At 64.5% G+C, this 18,225-nt stretch carries 16 protein-coding genes; 8 read left to right on the top strand and 8 right to left on the bottom strand.

From position 1 onward, the window contains the following. Positions 1-44: 44 nt before the first annotated feature. Positions 45-950: a LysR substrate-binding domain-containing protein gene (locus O6P39_RS12250; protein ID WP_275611590.1), complete on the top strand. Its 906-nt coding sequence runs from the start codon at positions 45-47 to the stop codon at positions 948-950. Here O6P39_RS12250 and O6P39_RS12245 read toward each other — a convergent pair. Next, positions 945-1,655 (bottom strand): DUF1294 domain-containing protein, encoded by a 711-nt coding sequence (locus tag O6P39_RS12245; protein WP_275611589.1) that lies wholly within the window; start codon positions 1,653-1,655, stop codon positions 945-947. The genes O6P39_RS12250 and O6P39_RS12245 overlap by 6 nt on opposite strands. Before the next feature lie 11 nt (positions 1,656-1,666). Next, positions 1,667-2,497: an undecaprenyl-diphosphate phosphatase gene (locus O6P39_RS12240; protein ID WP_275611588.1), complete on the bottom strand. Its 831-nt coding sequence runs from the start codon at positions 2,495-2,497 to the stop codon at positions 1,667-1,669. A 605-nt stretch (positions 2,498-3,102) separates the two neighbouring features. On the opposite strand from O6P39_RS12240, the gene O6P39_RS12235 reads away from it, so the two are divergent. After that, positions 3,103-3,675 (top strand): hypothetical protein, encoded by a 573-nt coding sequence (locus O6P39_RS12235; RefSeq protein ID WP_275611587.1) that lies wholly within the window; start codon positions 3,103-3,105, stop codon positions 3,673-3,675. Positions 3,676-4,016: 341 nt separating this feature from the next. Here the strand turns inward: O6P39_RS12235 and O6P39_RS12230 are convergent, their stop codons facing one another. Continuing rightward, the gene (locus tag O6P39_RS12230; RefSeq protein WP_275611586.1) at positions 4,017-5,351 is read right to left on the bottom strand and encodes a sigma-54 dependent transcriptional regulator; all 1,335 of its coding nucleotides are present in this window, start codon (positions 5,349-5,351) and stop codon (positions 4,017-4,019) included. A gap of 131 nt (positions 5,352-5,482) precedes the next feature. Next, positions 5,483-6,973, bottom strand: a complete 1,491-nt coding sequence (locus O6P39_RS12225; protein ID WP_275611585.1) for a RimK family protein — start codon at positions 6,971-6,973, stop codon at positions 5,483-5,485. Positions 6,974-7,125: 152 nt separating this feature from the next. On the opposite strand from O6P39_RS12225, the gene O6P39_RS12220 reads away from it, so the two are divergent. Further along, complete coding sequence (locus O6P39_RS12220; RefSeq protein WP_275611584.1) at positions 7,126-8,220, top strand: GNAT family N-acetyltransferase/peptidase C39 family protein; 1,095 nt, start codon at positions 7,126-7,128, stop codon at positions 8,218-8,220. A gap of 107 nt (positions 8,221-8,327) precedes the next feature. Here the strand turns inward: O6P39_RS12220 and O6P39_RS12215 are convergent, their stop codons facing one another. Together O6P39_RS12215 and O6P39_RS12210 are read right to left on the bottom strand one after the other, a co-directional pair. Further along, positions 8,328-8,762: a carboxymuconolactone decarboxylase family protein gene (locus O6P39_RS12215; RefSeq protein WP_275611583.1), complete on the bottom strand. Its 435-nt coding sequence runs from the start codon at positions 8,760-8,762 to the stop codon at positions 8,328-8,330. A gap of 231 nt (positions 8,763-8,993) precedes the next feature. After that, positions 8,994-9,431 carry an Lrp/AsnC family transcriptional regulator gene (locus O6P39_RS12210; protein ID WP_275611582.1) on the bottom strand — a complete coding sequence of 146 codons (438 nt, stop codon included), beginning with the start codon at positions 9,429-9,431 and terminating at the stop codon, positions 8,994-8,996. A 215-nt stretch (positions 9,432-9,646) separates the two neighbouring features. On the opposite strand from O6P39_RS12210, the gene O6P39_RS12205 reads away from it, so the two are divergent. Continuing rightward, complete coding sequence (locus tag O6P39_RS12205) at positions 9,647-11,329, top strand: NAD(P)/FAD-dependent oxidoreductase (protein WP_275611581.1); 1,683 nt, start codon at positions 9,647-9,649, stop codon at positions 11,327-11,329. Between the two features lie 92 nt (positions 11,330-11,421). Next, entirely contained in the window at positions 11,422-12,210 is a 789-nt protein-coding gene (locus tag O6P39_RS12200) for a carbon-nitrogen hydrolase family protein (protein ID WP_275611580.1), read from the top strand. Between the two features lie 475 nt (positions 12,211-12,685). On the opposite strand, the gene fusA is transcribed toward O6P39_RS12200, so the two are convergent. Continuing rightward, positions 12,686-14,794, bottom strand: a complete 2,109-nt coding sequence (gene fusA / locus O6P39_RS12195; protein ID WP_275611579.1) for an elongation factor G — start codon at positions 14,792-14,794, stop codon at positions 12,686-12,688. Between the two features lie 597 nt (positions 14,795-15,391). Between fusA and O6P39_RS12190 the strand changes: the two genes are divergently transcribed. From O6P39_RS12190 to O6P39_RS12180, 3 genes are all read left to right on the top strand, one after another. Further along, positions 15,392-16,051 (top strand): DsbA family oxidoreductase, encoded by a 660-nt coding sequence (locus O6P39_RS12190; RefSeq protein ID WP_275611578.1) that lies wholly within the window; start codon positions 15,392-15,394, stop codon positions 16,049-16,051. 239 nt (positions 16,052-16,290) lie between these two features. Beyond that, a complete protein-coding gene (locus O6P39_RS12185) occupies positions 16,291-16,926 on the top strand; it encodes a DUF1326 domain-containing protein (RefSeq protein WP_275611577.1) in 636 nt (211 codons plus the stop codon). Between the two features lie 74 nt (positions 16,927-17,000). After that, on the top strand, positions 17,001-17,729 hold the full coding sequence (locus tag O6P39_RS12180) for a DUF2182 domain-containing protein (RefSeq protein WP_275611576.1): 729 nt from the start codon (positions 17,001-17,003) through the stop codon (positions 17,727-17,729). A 123-nt stretch (positions 17,730-17,852) separates the two neighbouring features. Here the strand turns inward: O6P39_RS12180 and O6P39_RS12175 are convergent, their stop codons facing one another. Then, on the bottom strand, positions 17,853-18,188 hold the full coding sequence (locus tag O6P39_RS12175) for a ribonuclease E inhibitor RraB (RefSeq protein WP_152223940.1): 336 nt from the start codon (positions 18,186-18,188) through the stop codon (positions 17,853-17,855). Between the last annotated feature and the right edge of the window lie 37 nt (positions 18,189-18,225).

Below are 18,225 nucleotides of genomic sequence, written 5' to 3'. Positions count from 1 at the left end.
GTCGGCAAAAATGCGATGATTCGTCTCACCAGTAGGACAATCCCATGCAGGACCTCAACGACCTCTTCTATTTCGCCAAGGTGGTGGAGTGCGGGGGGTTCGCCGCCGCCGGCCGCCTGCTGGGGCTGCCCAAGTCGCGCCTGTCGCGGCGCGTGGCGGAACTGGAGGCGCGCCTGAACGTGCGCCTGCTGCAACGCACCACGCGCAAGCTGGCGCTCACCGACCTCGGCGAGCGCTACTACCGGCACTGCCAGGCCATGCTGGTGGAGGCGGAAATGGCCGATGAAGTGGCCGCCCAGCTCAGCGCCGAGCCGCGCGGTCGGGTCAAGCTGTCCTGCCCGGTCGCGATGGCGGAAACCTCGCTCAACGAGATGCTGCCCGGATTCCTGGCGGCCTATCCGCAGGTGAACCTGGAGTTGCTGCTGACCAACCGCCGCGTCGACCTGCTCAATGAAGGCGTGGACGTGGCCCTGCGCGTCCGCGCGCCGGGCGATGAAGACCTGTCCCTGGTGTCCCGCCGCCTGCGCCGGGCGAAGGCGGTGCTGGTGGCGGCGCCCGCGCTCCTGCAGGGACGGCAACTGACCCACCCGCAGGACCTGGCCAGCCTGCCCGTCCTCGGCGCGATCGAGAGCGACCGCAAGGTGCACATGAAACTGATCGGGCCGCAGGGGGAAGTCTGCGAGCTGGCGATGGAAGCTCGCCTGGCGGCGGAAGACTTCAACCTGCGCAAGAATGTCGCCCTGGCCGGGCTGGGTGTGACCGTGCTGCCGAACTACTACTGCATCGAAGAACTGGCGGATGGCCGCCTGGTACGCGTGCTGCCGGAATGGCACGAGCCGGAAGCCAACCTGCAGGCGGTCTATCCGCACCGACGCGGCGTTCTACCGGCGGTGCGGGCGTTGCTGGACTATCTGGCGGAAGAGTTCTCGAAGGACGACTCGCCGTTATGAAGCGCCCTGCCCCAGCCCCATCAGCACACCGACCCAACCCAGCAGGCGCCCGCCACTGAGCCAGTCGATCCAGAACAGCTGGTGCACCACGACGATCGCCCAGAACACCGCCTGGAACGACAGCTTGCGGGTCTTGTGGCGGAACAGCTGCTGGGCGAGCAAAGCGCCCGGCCAGCCGCCCAGCAGCTCCAGCAGGTGCAGGCTCTGCTCGGGGGTGCGCCACGCGTCCCGCTCGGCGCTGCGCTTGTCCCGCCAGTAGGCGAAGAACGCCAGCACGCTGAACAGCGGGTAGAGCAGCAGGAACCAGGCGAAATAGCCGTCCTTCAGCCATACCACGGCGCCCGTGACCGGCAGCGCCAGCAGCACCGCCAACAGCAGCAGGACGCGGCCGATGGAGCGCCGCGGCGGCGTCGGGAAAGCCACTTTCCGCCCGTTGCGGGCCCGCTCGCGGGTCGCCGGCGCTCCCGGCTTGCGGCGGATATCGGGCATGTCGATGGCCAGGCCGGCCAGGCGCGCGTGCTCCGCCCGCGGCCGGCCCTGCTTGTCGCTGCCCGCGACGTAGCACACCTGATCGCCACTCTGCGGACGGCGATCGCCGCGAAATGCCGAAATGTGCAGGAAGAGTTCTTCGCCACCGGATTGCGGACGGATGAAGCCGAAGCCCTTGTCGTCGTCCCAGCGGCTGATGGTTCCGTTTCTTTCCATTGCCCTCAGACTCACGGTTTGACGCTGCTCCAGTCGATCAGGCCGAATTGCCAGGTCGCCAGGATCAGCAGGCCGAAGGCGATACGGTACCAGGCGAACGCCGCGTAGCTATGGTTTGCGATGAATTTCAGCAGGCCGCGCACGGCGATCATGGCGAAGATGAAGGAAGTCACGAAGCCGATGGCAAATACCGGCAGGTCATCGTGTTGGAACAGATGGCGGTACTTGTACCCCGAGTAGACCGCCGCACCGACCATGGTCGGCATCGCCAGGAAGAAGGAAAACTCGGTAGCCGCCTTGCGCGACAGCCCGAACAGCAGGCCGCCAATGATGGTCGCTCCCGACCGCGAGGTACCGGGCACCAGCGCCAGGCACTGGGCGCAGCCGACCTTGAGGGCGTCCTTCCAGGTCATGTCGTCCACGCTTTCGGCACGGATCACATGCTGCCGATTCTCGGCCCAGAGCATGATCACGCCGCCCACCACCAGGGCCACGGCCACGGTGATCGGGTTGAACAGGTAATGATGGATGTAGTCGGCGAAGGCCACGCCCAGCACCACGGCCGGGAAGAAGGCGATCAGCAGGTTGACGGTGAAACGCTGGGCCCGCGCCTGGGTTGGCAGGCCAACAACGATGTCGAGGATCTTGCGGCGGAACTCCCAGACCACCGCCAGGATGGCCGCCAGCTGAATGATGATGTTGAAGGCCTCGGCACGCTCGCCGCCAAAGCCGATGATGTCCGCCACGATGATCTGGTGGCCGGTACTGGAGATTGGCAGGAACTCCGTCAGCCCCTCGACCACCCCGAGAACGAATGCCTGGAAGGCACTCCACAAATCCATACTGCTTCCCCCGCGCGGCTCGATGGCTCGCTTTTTAATGATGTGCTCCGACTGGGTCGGCCCACGAAGTCAGGACACGGACCTCGACAAGGCGTCGGCATGCTAATGCATTGCCTGCCGCTTGCTGCGGATTTAACGAAAAATTCTCATCCAGCCAGCAGCCCCAGCCCGGCCGACTATCGCCCGCGTGAAGCAGACCACCCGAGGCGGCGTGCGTTCGCCGGTCTGCGAAAAATGTCTGATCCAGGGCGATGCCATTCCGCAGCCGCTCTGGCAAGCCGATGGCCAGGTCTGACTGTAAAGCCAGTGCAACAGGTCACACCCGCGCAACACCCGGCGAACCGGGAAAGGCCAGCCTCGGCACGACATTGTGTTTCAGCCACGATACACAGGCTGATTCATCCATGATCCAGGCCCGATTCCAGAGCCCTCGCCGGGATTTCCCTCCGATGCCGGTGTAATGACGGCGCAACAGTTGCTTCACCGCCGTCCCGACTGAAATCTCCAAGTCACTGATTCTGCGAGGGAACTCAATTTCGGCACAGCAACTGCTTCACCGCTGTATCGCTGAGCGAGGATCAGCGCGTCACGCAGGAGTCACTGGCATGTCGGGGAGTATTGCAAGGACAGTCACCGCCGGCTTGTCATGGTTCGCAGTCTTTTGCGCCGCGCTTGCTCTGCTGCCATCGGACGCGACTCAGGACGGCAGCCCCAGCCACGCTCATGGCGATCTGATCAGCCATCCCGGCGTCATGCGGGTTGCTGATGACGATGACCGACAGGCCCGCAACGCGCAGGACAGCGTGCCTCCGGCCACTTCTATCCGGACACTGGAAAACGCCCACAGCCGCACCACCGACACCTTCCGCACCATCCTGATCGCGAACTGCGATCACCCACAGAAAAACAACAGAGCGGCAGCCGTTCCCTACGGTCAGCACGCCAACACCGCTGGCAGCGCAACGCAGCCCAGCACTGGCAACATCGCCGTCGACAACGCCATCATCCAGACCGGACTTGCATCAGCCGGCATGACCTTCGCTGCTGACGGCGGCTACTGGGGTATCACCCAGCACATGGCGATACCTATCCCATTACCTGGGGCGGCCCGCGCCGCCCCGGGGGCAACGACGCCGGCCATGCGGAGCGCCAGGCCCAGTACACTCCGGGCCATCTGACCGGCTCCGACACCGACAACGCAAGCGTCTACCTGGCAGCCCGTGGCGGCTCCCCGCACAACCACCCGCTGCCATCGACGCCGGCTGCCCAGCCAGCGTATACGCCGGCACGTCATCCTGTGCAAAACACGAAGGCCCCGATTGCGGGGCCTTCGTCTATTCCTGCAGGGGATATTCCGATCCACGTCCAGAGCGCCATCCCTGCACACTCCTGCAGGACCGAGGTGGCGCCCAGTCCTCGCTCGCGAACGGGCTGGCAGGGTGCGAGATTGTTCGCGAGCAAGCTCGCTCCTACGAAGAGCCGTACGGCCTGGCGAACCTGGGCGTGGGCTTGTGGCGCCCTAGCGCAGCTGATGCTTGTGCAGCAGCCGATAGAAAGTCGGCCGGGAGATGCCCAGCATCCGCGCCGCCACGCTGAGGTTATCGCCATGCCGCGCCAGGGCATCGCACATCGCCTGGCGCTCGGCGCCGAGCTTGTACTCTTCCAGGGTCACCAGCGGCTGGTACGTGGGCTTGCCCTTCTGGCGTTCCAGGCCCAGGTCGCGCGCCTCGATCTGCCGGCCCTCGGCCAGCACCAGGCCTCGGCGCACCCGGTTGGCCAGTTCGCGCACGTTGCCGGGCCAGTTGTGCTCCGCCATCGCCGCCAGGGCATCGTCGGAGAAGCGCCGTGGCCGGCGGCCGGTCTCGACGCTGTACAGGTGGGCGAAATGATTGGCCAGCAGCGCCATGTCGCCATTGCGGTCGCGCAGCGGCGAGGTCGAGACCTGCAGGACGTTGAGGCGGTAGTACAGGTCCTCGCGGAAGGTTCCGGCACGGATCGCCGCCTCCAGGTCGATGTGGGTCGCCGCCAGGACCCGCACGTCGACATCGATCGGCTGACTGCCGCCGACCCGCTCGAACTGCTTCTCCTGCAGCACCCGCAACAGATTGGCCTGCAACTCCAGTGGCAGGTCGCCCACCTCATCGAGGAACAGCGTGCCGCCGTTGGCCTGTTCGAAGCGGCCGATCTTGCGCTGGTGCGCGCCGGTGAAGGCGCCCTTCTCGTGGCCGAACAGTTCCGACTGGATCAGGTTCTCCGGAATCGAGCCGCAATTGATCGCCACGAACGGCCGTGCCGCGCGCCGCGACAAGCGGTGCAGGGTGCGCGCCACCAGCTCCTTGCCGGTGCCGCTCTCGCCACGGATCAGCACGGGGGATTCGGTCGGCGCGAACTTCGCCAGCAGCTTGCGCAACTCGCGCACCTCGCGGCTTTCGCCGAGCAACTCGTGCTGCCCTTCGTCGCTGTGCAGGCCGCCGCGCCCGCGCAGGCGCGCCATGCCGAAGGCGCGGCCCAGGGTAACCTGCACCCGCGCCACGTCGAATGGCAGGGTATGGAAGTCGAAGAACCACTCGCTGACGAAATCGCCGACCTCATGGATCGGCAAGATGTCCGGACTGAGCACCGCAATCCACTCGGTGCCGCTGCGACTGATCAGCTCCTTGATCGATTCGGGGCGATCCAGGTGCTCGGGCTGCAGACGCAGCAAGCCGACGTCGCAGCTATGCTCGCCGGCCGAATCCAGCTCGCAGCTGTCCACCTCCCATCCCGCTGCCCGGAGCCCGGGCAACAGCCGCCGACAGTCATCGCAAGGATCGACTACCAGCAGGCGTCGAAGACTCGATGCCGCCTCAAGCATGCTCCCTTCCTTGGCGCCATTTTTTTGAAAAACTTTAAAAAACAGTCGTTTGGCGCTCTAAATTGTAAAGCTAGCAATATCTTGACGGCGTCTATCGACCGTTTTCCTATAAGGTCAATGCCGAATCGGTCTCACCAGCCGCGTCCGCGGCGCTTGACCTCCAACCGGCGGATGAACTCCTCGAGCACCAGCTTGTAGAGGTCGTCGCCCAGGTACACATCCTCCACCCCGCAGTCGATATTCGGGTTGTCGTTCACTTCGATCACCACCACGCGATCACCGGACTGCTTGAGGTCCACCCCGTACAGCCCATCGCCGATCAGGTTGGCGGTCTTCACCGCCAGCTCCACGACCTTGCGCGGTGCCTCATGGACCGCCATGGTGCGGAAATCGCCGCTGAGCTCCTCGGCATCGGGGCTATGGTCGTAGATCTGCCAGTGGCCCTTGGACATGAAGTACTGGCAGGCGAAGATCGGCTTCTGGTTGAGCACGCCGATGCGCCAGTCATATTCGGTATAGAAGAACTCCTGGGCCAGCAGCAGCACCGAGCGCTCGAACAGCTCGGCGCTGGCCTTGAGCAGCTCCTGCTGGTCGCTTACCTTGATCACCCCGCGGGAGAAGCTGCCGTCGGGAATCTTCAGCACCAGCGGGAAGCCCAGGCGTTCGCCGACCTTTTCCGGCTCCTGTGGGTTGTCCTTGTAGAGAATCTCGGTGGCCGGCATGCCCAGCTTGTGGCTCCGCAGCAGGTCCGCCAGGTAGACCTTGTTGGTGCAACGCAGGATCGACACCGGGTCGTCCATCACCACCATGCCCTCGCTCTCGGCCTTCTTCGCGAAGCGATAGGTGTGGTCGCTGACGCTGGTGGTCTCGCGGATCAGCAGCGCGTCGTACTCGGCCAGCCGCGAGTAGTCCTTCCTCTCGATCAGCTCGACGTCTATGCCCAGGCTGCGGCCGACGCGGATGAAGTTCTTCAGCGCCTTGGCATCCGACGGCGGGAAGGCCTCCTCCGGGTCGTGGAGAATCGCCAGGTCATAACGGTACTGCTTGCGCGAGCGCGGCTTGCGCCAGATCTGCCGGCTGAAGCTGTCCAGCGCATTGGCGAACAGGTCTTCCTGGTCCTCGCGCAGCTTGTGGATGTTGCCCGGCTTCACCCCTTCGATGTGCCAGCCGCGGCTCTTGCGGAACTCCACCAGCAGCAGCGGACAGGGAAAGGCCTCGAACAGCTGGCGCGCCAGGTCCTGCAACGGCTCCATGTCGGTGCGGCCGAAGTACAGGGTCAGGGTGAAGCCGTCGGTGTTGCCGTAGGGATGGTCCGCCAGCGCCTTGTCGAGGGTCTTCTCCAGATCCTCCAGGGCCAGGCTGTAGAGGGATTTCTTCGCCAGCTCGCTGATGCTGCGCACCGACGGAATCACCTTGTGTCCGCGCGCCTCGGCCAGCAGCGAGCAGTAATAGCCGTGGCCCAGGTACTTATAGTTGCGGCACAGGTTGATCACCTGCACACGCTTGCCGCTGTCGTCATCGATGGGCATCTCCAGGTACTCCTGGGCGCTGACCACATCTTCACTGGGGTAGTAGGACGACCAGTCTTCCTTGCGTTCGACGATGATGAACAGCTTGCTCACGACACCTCCAGGGCACTCGGGATAGCGCTTGCCGCGCATTGAGCCAGGGACAATACTCCGCTGAACGCTGCTTCGACCGCGGGGCTGGGCGGTACGTTCGCGCCCGTCACCCAACCAACGTGCTCCTTACAGGTTAACGAATCCTTACCGGTATGAACCTGCAACTTCGCGCCGCCACCGCCAACGACCTGACCGCCCTGGTCGAGCTGGAAAACCGCTGCTTCGAGTACGACCGCCTGTCCCGGCGCAACTTCCAGTGGATGATCAGCCGCGCCCACGCCTCACTGGTCGTCGCCGAGGCCGACCGCAACCTGCTGGGCTATGTGCTGGTGCTGTTCCACCAGGGCACCTCGCTGGCCCGCCTCTACTCCATAGCCCTCGACGAGCGCGCCCGCGGCATCGGCCTGGGACAGAAGCTGCTGGACCGCGCCGAGGCGGAGGCGCTCGAACACGACTGCGCCTACATGCGCCTGGAAGTCCGCCCGGACAATCGCGGCGCCATCATCCTCTACCAGCGCAACGGCTATCGTCCCTTCGCCACGGTGCGCGACTACTACGAAGACCATAGCGAAGCGCTGCGCTTCGAGAAACGCATCCGCCAGATCAGCGGCCAGGCGCCACGGCACGTGCCCTTCTACCACCAGACCACCGAGTTCACCTGCGGCCCCTCCTGCCTGCTGATGGCCATGGGCGCGCTGGAGCCCGAGCGGGTGCTGGAGCGCCGCGAAGAACTGCGCCTATGGCGCGAAGCCACCACCATCTACATGACCGCCGGCCACGGCGGCTGCAGCCCGCAGGGTCTGGCCCTGGCCGCCTGGCGCCGGGGCTTCCGCGTGCAGCTGCAACTGTCGGAGGACGGACCGCTGTTCCTCGACGGCGTACGCAGCGAGGAGAAACGCGCGGTGATGCGCCTGGTGCATGAGGACTTCGCCCACGAACTGGCGCAGAGCGACGTGGAGCAACTGCTGGTCAATCAGCTCGACATCGGCAGCGCGCTGGAAGCCGGCGGCCAGCCACTGGTGCTGATCAGCAGCTACCGCCTGACTCGCTCCAAGGCGCCGCATTGGGTGGTGGTCACCGACTGCGACGAGGACTTCGTCTACCTGCACGACCCCGACGTCGACCACAGCAAGCACCGCCAGCCGCTGGACTGCCAGCACATCCCGGTGAGCCACGGGGAGTTCGAGCAGATGAGTCGGTTTGGCCGCAGCAAGTTGCGGGCGGCGGTGATTCTCTACAAGCGCTGATCGGTACAACGGCTGCTGGATCGGGCACCCGACTGCACCCTTCCGTGCGAGCCGGTGCCGCCGAACGAAAAAGGCGCCCGCAGGCGCCCTCCTCCATTGGCCCTGGCTCAGGGCACCAACGCCATCCCCACGCCAAAGCGGTTCCACGCGTTGATGGTGGCGATGGCCAGCGTCAGATTGACGATCTCCGCCTCGCCGAAATGCTCGCGCAGGGCTTCGAACTGATCCTGGGGCGCATGCTTCTCGGCCAGCAGGGTCAGGCTTTCCGTCCAGGCCAGCGCGGCGCGCTCGCGTTCGGTGAAGAAGCGGGTTTCCCGCCAGGCGCTCAGGGTCTGCAGACGCGCGTCGGTCTCGCCGGCCTTGCGCGCATCGTTGGCGTGCATGTTCATGCAGTAGGCGCAGCCGTTGAGCTGCGAGGCACGCAGGCGCACCAGTTCCAGCAGCGGGAGCTCCAGGCCGGATTTCTCCAGGGCCTGCTCCAGGCCGAGCATGGCCTTGTAGGCATCGGGGGACTTCTTGGGCCAATCGATACGTGCACTCATGATCTTCTCCAGTGGGTCCGCGAGTTGCGGGAATGGCGATACGTTACCGCCACAGGTCGGCGCTTCGAATAGCCAATTTCCGCCAATACCGGCAGACCAATGGGGCCAATCGACTCTCCTGCCACTGCGGCCGGGAGTCGCTGGCTTTCGTAGTGGCGGACTTCGTCCGCGATGAGCCCCCGTGCCGGAGGGATCGCAGACAGAGTCCGCTCCCACGGAGGCAACGGTCCCTCAGCGATCAATACGCGTCGACAGAATGATCGACGACATGGTCCGCTCAACCCCATCCAGCGCGCCAATGCGGTCCAGCACCGCATCCAGGTCGCGGATCGACTGCGCCTCGACGATCACGATCATGTCGAAGTTGCCGCTCACCGAATGCAGAGTCTTCACCTCGGCGATCTTATCCAGCGCCTGCACGACCTGGTGCGACAGCTTGGGCAGCGCCGTCACCAGCACATGAGCGCGCACCAGCGACTGCGCATAGCTGTCCGACACCTTGATCGAATAGCCACTGATGATGCCCTGCTGCTCCAGCCGCTCGATCCGGCTCTGCACCGTGGAGCGCGATACGCCCAGCTTGCGCGCCAGCTCGGAAATCGACTCGCGGGCATTGGCGCGCAGCAGGCTGAGCAGCATGGCGTCAGCGTTTTTCGTTATTTTGTTCATTTAGTCAATCAATCTGCCTGAAAGGTCTTGAGCATTCTGCAGATTTACGGATTCATTTCAACGGCCGCCTTTGTAATAGTGAGCGCCAAGGCGAGCCCTCACGGCTCGCCATTTCTTTGCCCGCGCGCCATCCATCGATTGGCCTCTGCGGGCCGCGAAAAGCCTTGCCAAGCTGGTTGATGAAAACCGGCATGCCGAACAAACGGGAGCCTCCAATGCACAAGAACCGCCATCCCCACACCCCCGGCAAGAAACCGGTGACCATCTTCGGTCCGGACTTCCCCTTCGCCTTCGACGACTGGATCGAACACCCCGCGGGCCTGGGCAGCATCCCCGCCGACAAGCACGGCCAGGAAGTGGCCATCGTCGGCGCCGGCATCTCCGGCCTGGTGGCGGCCTATGAGCTGATGAAGATGGGCCTCAAGCCCGTGGTCTACGAGGCCTCGAAGATGGGCGGCCGCCTTCGTTCGGAGAGCTTCGAAGGCGCCGACGGCATCATCGCCGAGTTGGGCGGCATGCGCTTCCCGGTGTCCAGCACCGCCTTCTACCACTACGTCGACAAGCTCGGCCTGGAAACCAAGCCCTTCCCCAACCCGCTGACTCCGGCCTCGGGCAGCACCGTGGTCGACCTGGAAGGCACCAGTCACTACGCCGAGAAGATCGACGACCTGCCGGAAATCTTCCGCGAAGTCGCCCAGGCCTGGGCCGACGCCCTGGAAGACGGCGCACGCTTCTCCGAGATCCAGGACGCCATCCGCGAACGCGACACCGTCAAGCTCAAGGCCCTGTGGGACGAGCTGGTACCGAAGTGGGACGACCGCACCTTCTACGACTTTGTCGCCACCTCCAAGGCCTTCTCCCGCCTCTCCTACCGCCACCGCGAGATCTTCGGCCAGGTCGGCTTCGGCACCGGCGGCTGGGACTCGGACTTCCCCAACTCCATGCTGGAAATCTTCCGCGTGGTGATGACCAACTGCGACGACCACCAGCACCTGGTCGTCGGCGGCGTCGAGCAGGTGCCGCGCGGCATCTGGAACCATGTGCCGGAGAAATGCGCGCACTGGCCGGCCGGCACCTCCCTCGCCTCGCTGCACAACGGCGCACCGCGCCCGGGCGTGAAGAAGATCGCCCGCGCCGCCGATGGCACCTTCGCCGTCACCGACTACTGGGGCGATACCCGCCACTACGCCGCCGTCCTGGCGACCTGCCAGACCTGGCTGCTGACCACCCAGATCGAATGCGAGGAAGCACTGTTCTCGCAAAAGATGTGGATGGCCCTGGACCGTACCCGCTACATGCAGTCCTCGAAGACCTTCGTGATGGTCGACCGCCCGTTCTGGAAGGACAAGGACCCGGAAACCGGCCGCGACGTGATGAGCATGACCCTCACCGACCGCCTCACCCGTGGCACCTACCTGTTCGACAACGGCGACGACAAGCCGGGTGTGATCTGCCTGTCCTATTCCTGGATGAGCGACGCCATGAAGATGCTGCCGCACCCGGTCGAGAAGCGCGTGCAACTGGCCCTGGATGCACTGAAGAAGGTCTACCCGAAGGTCGACATCGCCAGCCACGTCATCGGCAACCCCATCACCGTCTCCTGGGAAGCCGACCCGCACTTCCTCGGCGCCTTCAAGGGCGCGCTGCCGGGCCACTACCGCTACAACCAGCGCATGTACGCGCACTTCATGCAGGACGACATGCCCGCCGAGCAGCGCGGCATCTTCATCGCCGGTGACGACGTGTCCTGGACCCCGGCCTGGGTGGAAGGCGCGGTGCAAACCTCGCTCAACGCCGTTTGGGGCATCATGAAGCACTTCGGCGGCGCCACTCATCCGGAGAACCCCGGCCCGGGTGATCGCTTCGCCGAGCTCGGCCCGATGGAACTGCCGGACTGATTCCCGCCACTCATTGAACAGCGGCTCGCGCGGGGCCGGGATCGGGTGCACACTGCCTGATCCCGGCCTTGCGCGTTTCGAAGGAGAACTCCATGTATCTCGCCCTCTACCAGTGCCCACCCGGCCCGGACGACGTCGCCGGCAACCTGCGCCGCCTGGAGCAGGCCGCGCAGCAGGCGGTGCAGAATGGCGCGGACCTGCTGGTCCTGCCGGAAATGTTCCTCAGCGGCTACAACATCGGCGCGAAACGCGTCGCCGAACTGGCCGAAGCCAGCGACGGCCCCTCGGCGGCCCGCATCGCCGAAGTCGCCCGCCAGCACAGGATCGGCATTCTCTACGGCTACCCCGAGCGTGACGCAGGCGGTGCCATCTTCAACAGCGTGCAACTGATCGATCGCCAGGGCGAGCGCCGCGCCAACTACCGCAAGACGCACCTCTACGGCGATCTAGACCGCACGCAGTTCAGCGCCTCCGACACGCCGCCGGCGATCTTCGAGCTGGACGGCTGGAAGATCGGCCTGCTGATCTGCTTCGACGTGGAATTCCCCGAGGCCGTGCGCACCCTGGCCCTGGCCGGCGCCGACCTGGTGCTGGTGCCCACCGCCAACATGCGCCCCTATGAATTCGTCGCCCAGGTGCTGGTACCCACCCGCGCCTACGAGAACCAGGTCTTCCTCGCCTACGCCAACTACGTCGGCAACGAAGGCGAGCTGGAATACTGCGGCCTGAGCTGCGTCGTCGCGCCGGACGGCCAGGTCATGGCCCAGGCCAAGCACGGCGAGGAGCTTCTAGTGGCGGAGCTGGACCCGCAACGCATTGCCCTGGCACGCGAGGGGTACAGCTATGTGCACCTGCGGCGGCCGGTGCTGTATCGCAGCTGAAGAAAAGCTCGGCGCAATGCCGGGCTTTTTTTGTGCGTGATCCGCGCGGACTATGCGTGCTCGCGCAGGAGCGCAGCTCCGATCTGGCTCTGGCTCTAGATTTAACGACTTCCAGAGAAATATCCGCGCGCACCGGAACGCCCCTTCAGGAGGTCGAGTGGAATCGGAGTTTCAGGGGTTGAGCGGCATGGATGCCGCGAGAGCCGCGATGGGCCAGGGATGGCCCTTCGCGGCGGGCCCCTGAAACTTCGATGGAGCGAGGGAACCCCGGCGAAGCCGGGGCCGGATGATGGGGCAAGACCTTTGCCCACTTTGAGTCGTTTGCCAAAGTGGGTCGCCCGAGGGGGCGAAACAAAATGTCCCCGAGCACACCTAAGCGGCGCAGAAACACCCAAGGACAAAGTCCGCTCCTACGAGAGCCGCCCCCCACAATGAACAACGGCGCCCTCGGGCGCCGTCGTTCATCCAGCCACGATCACCCATTGGCCTTCTTGATGATCGCCTCGGCGATATTCGCCGGCGCCTCGGCATACTTGGTGAACTCCATCGAGTAACTCGCCCGCCCCTGGGACATGGAGCGCACGTCCGTGGCATACCCGAACATCTCGCCCAGCGGCACCTCGGCGCGGATCACCTTGCCCGCCGGCGTATCCTCCATGCCCTGGATCAGGCCGCGCCGGCGGTTGAGGTCGCCCATCACGTCGCCCATGTAGTCCTCCGGCGTCACCACCTCGACCTTCATCACCGGCTCCAGCAGCACCGCGCCGCCCTTCTGCGAGAGCTGCTTGGTGGCCATGGAGGCGGCGATCTTGAAGGCCATCTCGCTGGAGTCGACGTCGTGGTAGGAACCGTCGAACACCGAGGCCTTCAGGCCGATCAGCGGGTAGCCGGCGAGCACGCCGTTCTGCATCTGTTCCTCGATGCCCTTCTGGATCGCCGGGATGAACTCGCGGGGGATCACGCCGCCCACCACTTCGTTGACGAACTCCAGACCGTCCTTGCCTTCCTCGCCCGGCTCGAAACGAATCCAGCAATGGCCGAACTGGCCGCGACCGCCGGACTGGCGGACGAACTTGCCCTCGATCTCGCACTTCTTGCGGATCGCCTCGCGGTAGGCCACCTGCGGCTTGCCGATGTTGGCCTCGACGTTGAACTCGCGACGCATGCGGTCGACGATGATGTCCAGGTGCAGCTCGCCCATGCCGGAAATGATCGTCTGCCCGGTCTCCTCGTCGGTCTTGACGCGGAACGAGGGGTCCTCCTGGGCCAGCTTGGACAGGGCGATGCCCATCTTCTCCTGGTCGGCCTTGGTCTTGGGCTCCACGGCCACCGAGATCACCGGATCGGGGAAGTCCATGCGTTCAAGGATGATCGGCTTGTCGATGGAGCACAGGGTGTCGCCGGTGGTGACGTCCTTCATGCCGATCAGCGCGGCAATGTCGCCGGCGCGCACTTCCTTGATTTCCTCGCGCTGGTTGGCGTGCATCTGCACCATCCGGCCAACGCGTTCCTTCCTGGTCTTCACCGAGTTGAGCACGGCGTCGCCGCTGCTCAGTACACCGGAATAGACGCGGGCGAAGGTCAGGGTACCGACGAAGGGGTCGGTGGCGATCTTGAAGGCCAGCGCGGAGAACGGCTCGCTGTCGTCGGCATGGCGCTCCAGGTGCTTCTCTTCGTCGTCCGGGTCGGTGCCGTTGATCGCGGGAATTTCCGTGGGCGCCGGGAGGTAGTCGATCACCGCGTCGAGCACCAGCGGCACGCCCTTGTTCTTGAACGAGGAGCCCAGCACCGCCGGGACGATCTCGTTGGCCAGGGTGCGCTGGCGCAGGCCGGCCTTGATTTCCTCGATGGAGAGCTCCTCGCCTTCGAGGTACTTGTTCATCAACTCTTCGTTGGCTTCGGCGGCGGCCTCGACCATGTGCGCGCGCCACTCTTCGGCCAGCGCCTGGAGCTCGGCAGGAATCGGCTCCTCGGTGTAACTGGTGCCCTGGTCAGCCTCGTTCCAGACGATGGCCTTCATCTTCACCAGGTCGATCTGCCCGGCGAAATTCTCTTCCGCGCCGACGGCCAGCTGGATCGGTACCGGGGTGTGGCCCAGGCGCTGCTTGATCTGCGCGACAACGCGCAGGAAGTCGGCACCCTGGCGGTCCATCTTGTTGACGTAGGCCAGACGCGGCACGTGGTATTTGTTGGCCTGGCGCCAGACGGTTTCGGACTGCGGCTCGACGCCATCGGCGCCGCTGAATACCACCACGGCGCCGTCGAGCACGCGCAGGGAGCGCTCCACCTCGATGGTGAAGTCAACGTGGCCGGGAGTATCGATGATGTTGAAACGGTACTTGTGGTCGTACTGCTTGGTGGAGCCCTGCCAGAAGGCCGTGGTCGCCGCCGAGGTGATGGTGATGCCGCGCTCCTGCTCCTGCACCATCCAGTCCATGGTCGCCGCGCCGTCGTGTACCTCACCCATCTTGTGGTTCACCCCGGTGTAAAACAGGATGCGCTCGGTGGTGGTGGTCTTGCCGGCGTCGACGTGGGCGACGATGCCGATATTGCGGTAAAGCTCGATGGGCGTGGTGCGAGCCATGGCGTGCTCCGTATCTGCTGGTTGACTGCCGGGCCTGCAGCTGCGGGTCCGTTGCCTGTGCGGGGACGGCGGGAAGCGATGCGCGACGAAAAAACTCTGCGCACAACAGGCTCAAGGTAGCGCGTCTTCGTGGCAATTCCAGTATCGCGACGCGGCAGTCGTGATCGTCCGACCGACTGCGTCGGCGCCCGTCCGTTGGCATTCGACAGCGGCAGCTATCGCCTTCCGGGAGCCACCCGGAGCGCCTGTGAACGCCCGCCGCGGCAATCTCGTCATCCAAAGAAAATAATCAATCTAAATCATATGCTTACAAAATTAACTTAATTCTCTACATGATCTATAGGTTGCACACTCCAGCCGTCCTATACGCGTCAGAAGGCCGGAATTCCAGGGCTTTGCCTCCCGCAGACGAACCTCAGGCAGCCGCCCTTGTTAAAGTCATATCTCAAGAGATTTAATTCATTTAAATTCATATAGTTACGATACATTCAGAGAAACAACATTAAACATACCCTCAACCTGCCAACCCCACCACTGGATTGAACCGCCCTTCCGGGTCCATCCTTGAACCATGCCCATTTGCCGGAGATCGCCACCATGAGCGATAGCATCACCATAGATTTCGTCTCCGACGTGGTCTGTCCCTGGTGCGCCATTGGCCTGAACGGCCTGCTGGAAGCCATCCGCCGCGTGGACGACGAATTGACCGTGGAACTGCACATCAAGCCCTTCGAGCTCAATGCCGACATGCCCGCCGAGGGCGAGGACCTGGTGGAACACCTGCAGCGCAAATATGGCAGCAGCGCCGAAGAGATCGCCCGCAACCAGGAACACCTGCGCGCCATGGGTGAAGAAGTCGGCGTGCACTTCGACCTGAAGAAGCGCAACCGCATCTACAACACCTTCGATGCCCACCGTCTGCTGCACTGGGCGGCGGAATCGCACCGCGACGTCGCCCTCAAGCAGGCCCTGCTGCACGCCTACTTCGGCGAGGGACGCGACCCGAGCGATGCCCAAGAGTTGCTGGACGTAGCCGTCAGCGTCGGCCTGGACGCGGTCCGGGCGCGAGAAATCCTCGACAGCGACGCCTTTGCCGACGAGGTGGTGGCCGAAGAGGACTTCTACACCAGCCACGGCATCCGCGCCGTACCGGCGGTGATCCTCAACGGCCGCCAGTTGATCTCCGGTGCGCAGAGCGTGGACTACTACGAGCAGGCTCTGCGCCAGGTGGCGCGCAACGCCCCGCTGCCGGAGTGACAGGCAGCCCCATGCCGGAGCGGCACAGCGTCGCTCCGCCGGGCGCTTCAATATCCCAAATCCCGGAACCTTGCCGCAGCCAACAGGCGCCCGCATGACGCGGCAAGGCTGCCCTCCCTTCGACGGCAACTTCCCCCAGTGAACCCCCGGTCGGCTGCCGCTTCGCCGCACAATGCCTCTGCTAGCGTTATTAATCAGGGCAGATGCTGCTTCAAATCCATGCGGCGAGGAGGTGAGCCATGGCAATGGCTGACTGGCGCCTTGAAGGCGTCGAGTTTGCGTCCTGTAACTGCAACTGGGGTTGTCCGTGTCAATTCAGCTCACTCCCGACCCACGGCAAGTGCGAAGCGGTGGTGAGCATGCGAATCGACAAGGGCCACTTCGAAAACCAGGTGCTCGATGGACTCTGCTGGGTCGGCACCTTTGCCTGGCCTGGCGCCATCCATCAAGGCAATGGCCGCTGCCAGGTCTTCATCGAGGAGCGCGCGACGCCAGAGCAACGCGCAGCCCTGCTGACCATCCTGTCGGGTGCGGAAAGCATGCCGGGTGCGACGGTGTTCCAGGTATTCAGCACTACCCTGAGCGAAGTCCTCGAGCCTTGTTTCGTCCCTATCGAAATGCAGATCGACGTCGATGAACGCAGTGCGCACACCCGCATCGCTGGCGTACTCGAAGCCACAGGCGAACCGATTCGCAATCCAGTGACCGGTGAGCCGCAGCGGGCCCGACTGACGCTGCCGGACGGCTTCGAGTTCACCGAGGCGGAAATGGGCAGTGGCAGCTTCGACGCACAGGGCGGCATCAGGATCAGCTCACAAGGCGGCCACGCACATCTGGCACACCTGCACTTGACGGGACAGGGCGTGGTGCGCTGACGGTGTCGTCGGAGTCCAGCTCCAGCCCCCGTGCGGCCCCAAGGTGGTTGAGCCGGCAATCGGCATTGCTGGTGATGCTGCTGTCTGCCCTTACCGGGGTCGCCTGGCTATTCCTGCTGGACCTCGCACGGCGCATGGCCGCTCCCGGGGGCATGCTGGAGATGGCCATGGAAGGCATGCCGATGCCGTGGACACTTCGCGACGCCCTGCTGATGTTCGCCATGTGGAGCATCATGATGGTCGGCATGATGCTCCCCAGCGCTACGCCGATGTTTCTCCTTTATCAGCACAGCATTCGCCGGCGACTCCCCGCCGACCAGCAGAACCTGGCGCTGCTGCTCTTCTGCGCCGCCTACCTGCTGGTGTGGGGCGGGTTCAGCCTGGTCGCCACGCTGCTGCAATGGCTGCTGGACCAACGAGCCCTGCTCAGCACGGAGATGCGCAGCCAGAACCACTGGCTGGGAACGGCATTCCTGCTGGGCGCTGGCGTCTATCAGTTCCTGCCCGCCAAACGCGCTTGCCTGCGTCGCTGCCAGTCTCCCCTGCAGTTCCTGCTGGCTTACTGGCGGCCCGGCCCGTCCGGTGCGTGGCGCATGGGGCTGGCTCACGGGCTGTATTGCCTGGGCTGCTGCTGGGCGTTGATGGGCGTGCTGTTCGTCGTGGGACTGATGAACCTGCTCTGGGTCGCCCTGATCGGCGCTTATGTGCTGCTGGAAAAGTATCTGCCCGGCGGCACCTGGCTCAGCCGCGCCTCGGGGATATTGCTGGTGCTGTGGGGACTCCTGCTGCTGTACGGCAGCTAGTCACGGCTTTCCATTCCCCAGAAACACCAGCGCCCCGAACCTGTCGGGGCGCTGGCCTGGCCTTGCAGTCAGTGCGTTTTCACACGGTCTGCAAAGCGCCGTTTCTCATGGCGCGTCAGCCGCTCAGAGCGCCGACCAGCCGTCCAGCTGGCCGCCCAGGTCGGCGGAGTGCTCGGACAGCAGCGCGGCATAGCCGCTGATGTGCTCGTGGCTGAGCTCCATCACCGGGTAGGCCAGGACCTGCCAAGGCAGCTGGTCGTTGCCGTCATATTCCGAGTAGGCCACTTTCTGCCCGTTCTGCAGCAGCATGATGGCGAAGTCCAGGGCGGATTGTTCGTCCGGGAAGATCACCGCGAACTCTACCTCGTGCTCGACGGAAAGGTCCTCACCGTCCTCCTGCAGGGCCCACAGGGCGTCACCGATTTCGTCGTCCGGGAAAAGCTGCTTGTCGCGGCTCATGTCACTGCTCCAGTTGTAAGTCAGCGTGGCCGTCTGG

This window comes from Pseudomonas sp. PSE14 (assembly GCF_029203285.1).
Classification (GTDB): Bacteria; Pseudomonadota; Gammaproteobacteria; order Pseudomonadales; family Pseudomonadaceae; genus Pseudomonas.
This window is presented reverse-complemented; position numbering and strand designations above follow the sequence as displayed.

Coding starts and splice junctions, on each gene's coding strand:
- O6P39_RS12250 (WP_275611590.1), top strand. CDS start 45: ATGCAGGACCTCAACGACCTCTTCTATTTCGCCAAGGTGGTGGAGTGC.
- O6P39_RS12245 (WP_275611589.1), bottom strand. CDS start 1,655: ATGGAAAGAAACGGAACCATCAGCCGCTGGGACGACGACAAGGGCTTC.
- O6P39_RS12240 (WP_275611588.1), bottom strand. CDS start 2,497: ATGGATTTGTGGAGTGCCTTCCAGGCATTCGTTCTCGGGGTGGTCGAG.
- O6P39_RS12235 (WP_275611587.1), top strand. CDS start 3,103: ATGTCGGGGAGTATTGCAAGGACAGTCACCGCCGGCTTGTCATGGTTC.
- O6P39_RS12230 (WP_275611586.1), bottom strand. CDS start 5,351: ATGCTTGAGGCGGCATCGAGTCTTCGACGCCTGCTGGTAGTCGATCCT.
- O6P39_RS12220 (WP_275611584.1), top strand. CDS start 7,126: ATGAACCTGCAACTTCGCGCCGCCACCGCCAACGACCTGACCGCCCTG.
- O6P39_RS12215 (WP_275611583.1), bottom strand. CDS start 8,762: ATGAGTGCACGTATCGATTGGCCCAAGAAGTCCCCCGATGCCTACAAG.
- O6P39_RS12210 (WP_275611582.1), bottom strand. CDS start 9,431: ATGAACAAAATAACGAAAAACGCTGACGCCATGCTGCTCAGCCTGCTG.
- O6P39_RS12205 (WP_275611581.1), top strand. CDS start 9,647: ATGCACAAGAACCGCCATCCCCACACCCCCGGCAAGAAACCGGTGACC.
- O6P39_RS12200 (WP_275611580.1), top strand. CDS start 11,422: ATGTATCTCGCCCTCTACCAGTGCCCACCCGGCCCGGACGACGTCGCC.
- fusA (WP_275611579.1), bottom strand. CDS start 14,794: ATGGCTCGCACCACGCCCATCGAGCTTTACCGCAATATCGGCATCGTC.
- O6P39_RS12190 (WP_275611578.1), top strand. CDS start 15,392: ATGAGCGATAGCATCACCATAGATTTCGTCTCCGACGTGGTCTGTCCC.
- O6P39_RS12185 (WP_275611577.1), top strand. CDS start 16,291: ATGGCAATGGCTGACTGGCGCCTTGAAGGCGTCGAGTTTGCGTCCTGT.
- O6P39_RS12180 (WP_275611576.1), top strand. CDS start 17,001: ATGCTGCTGTCTGCCCTTACCGGGGTCGCCTGGCTATTCCTGCTGGAC.
- O6P39_RS12175 (WP_152223940.1), bottom strand. CDS start 18,188: ATGAGCCGCGACAAGCAGCTTTTCCCGGACGACGAAATCGGTGACGCC.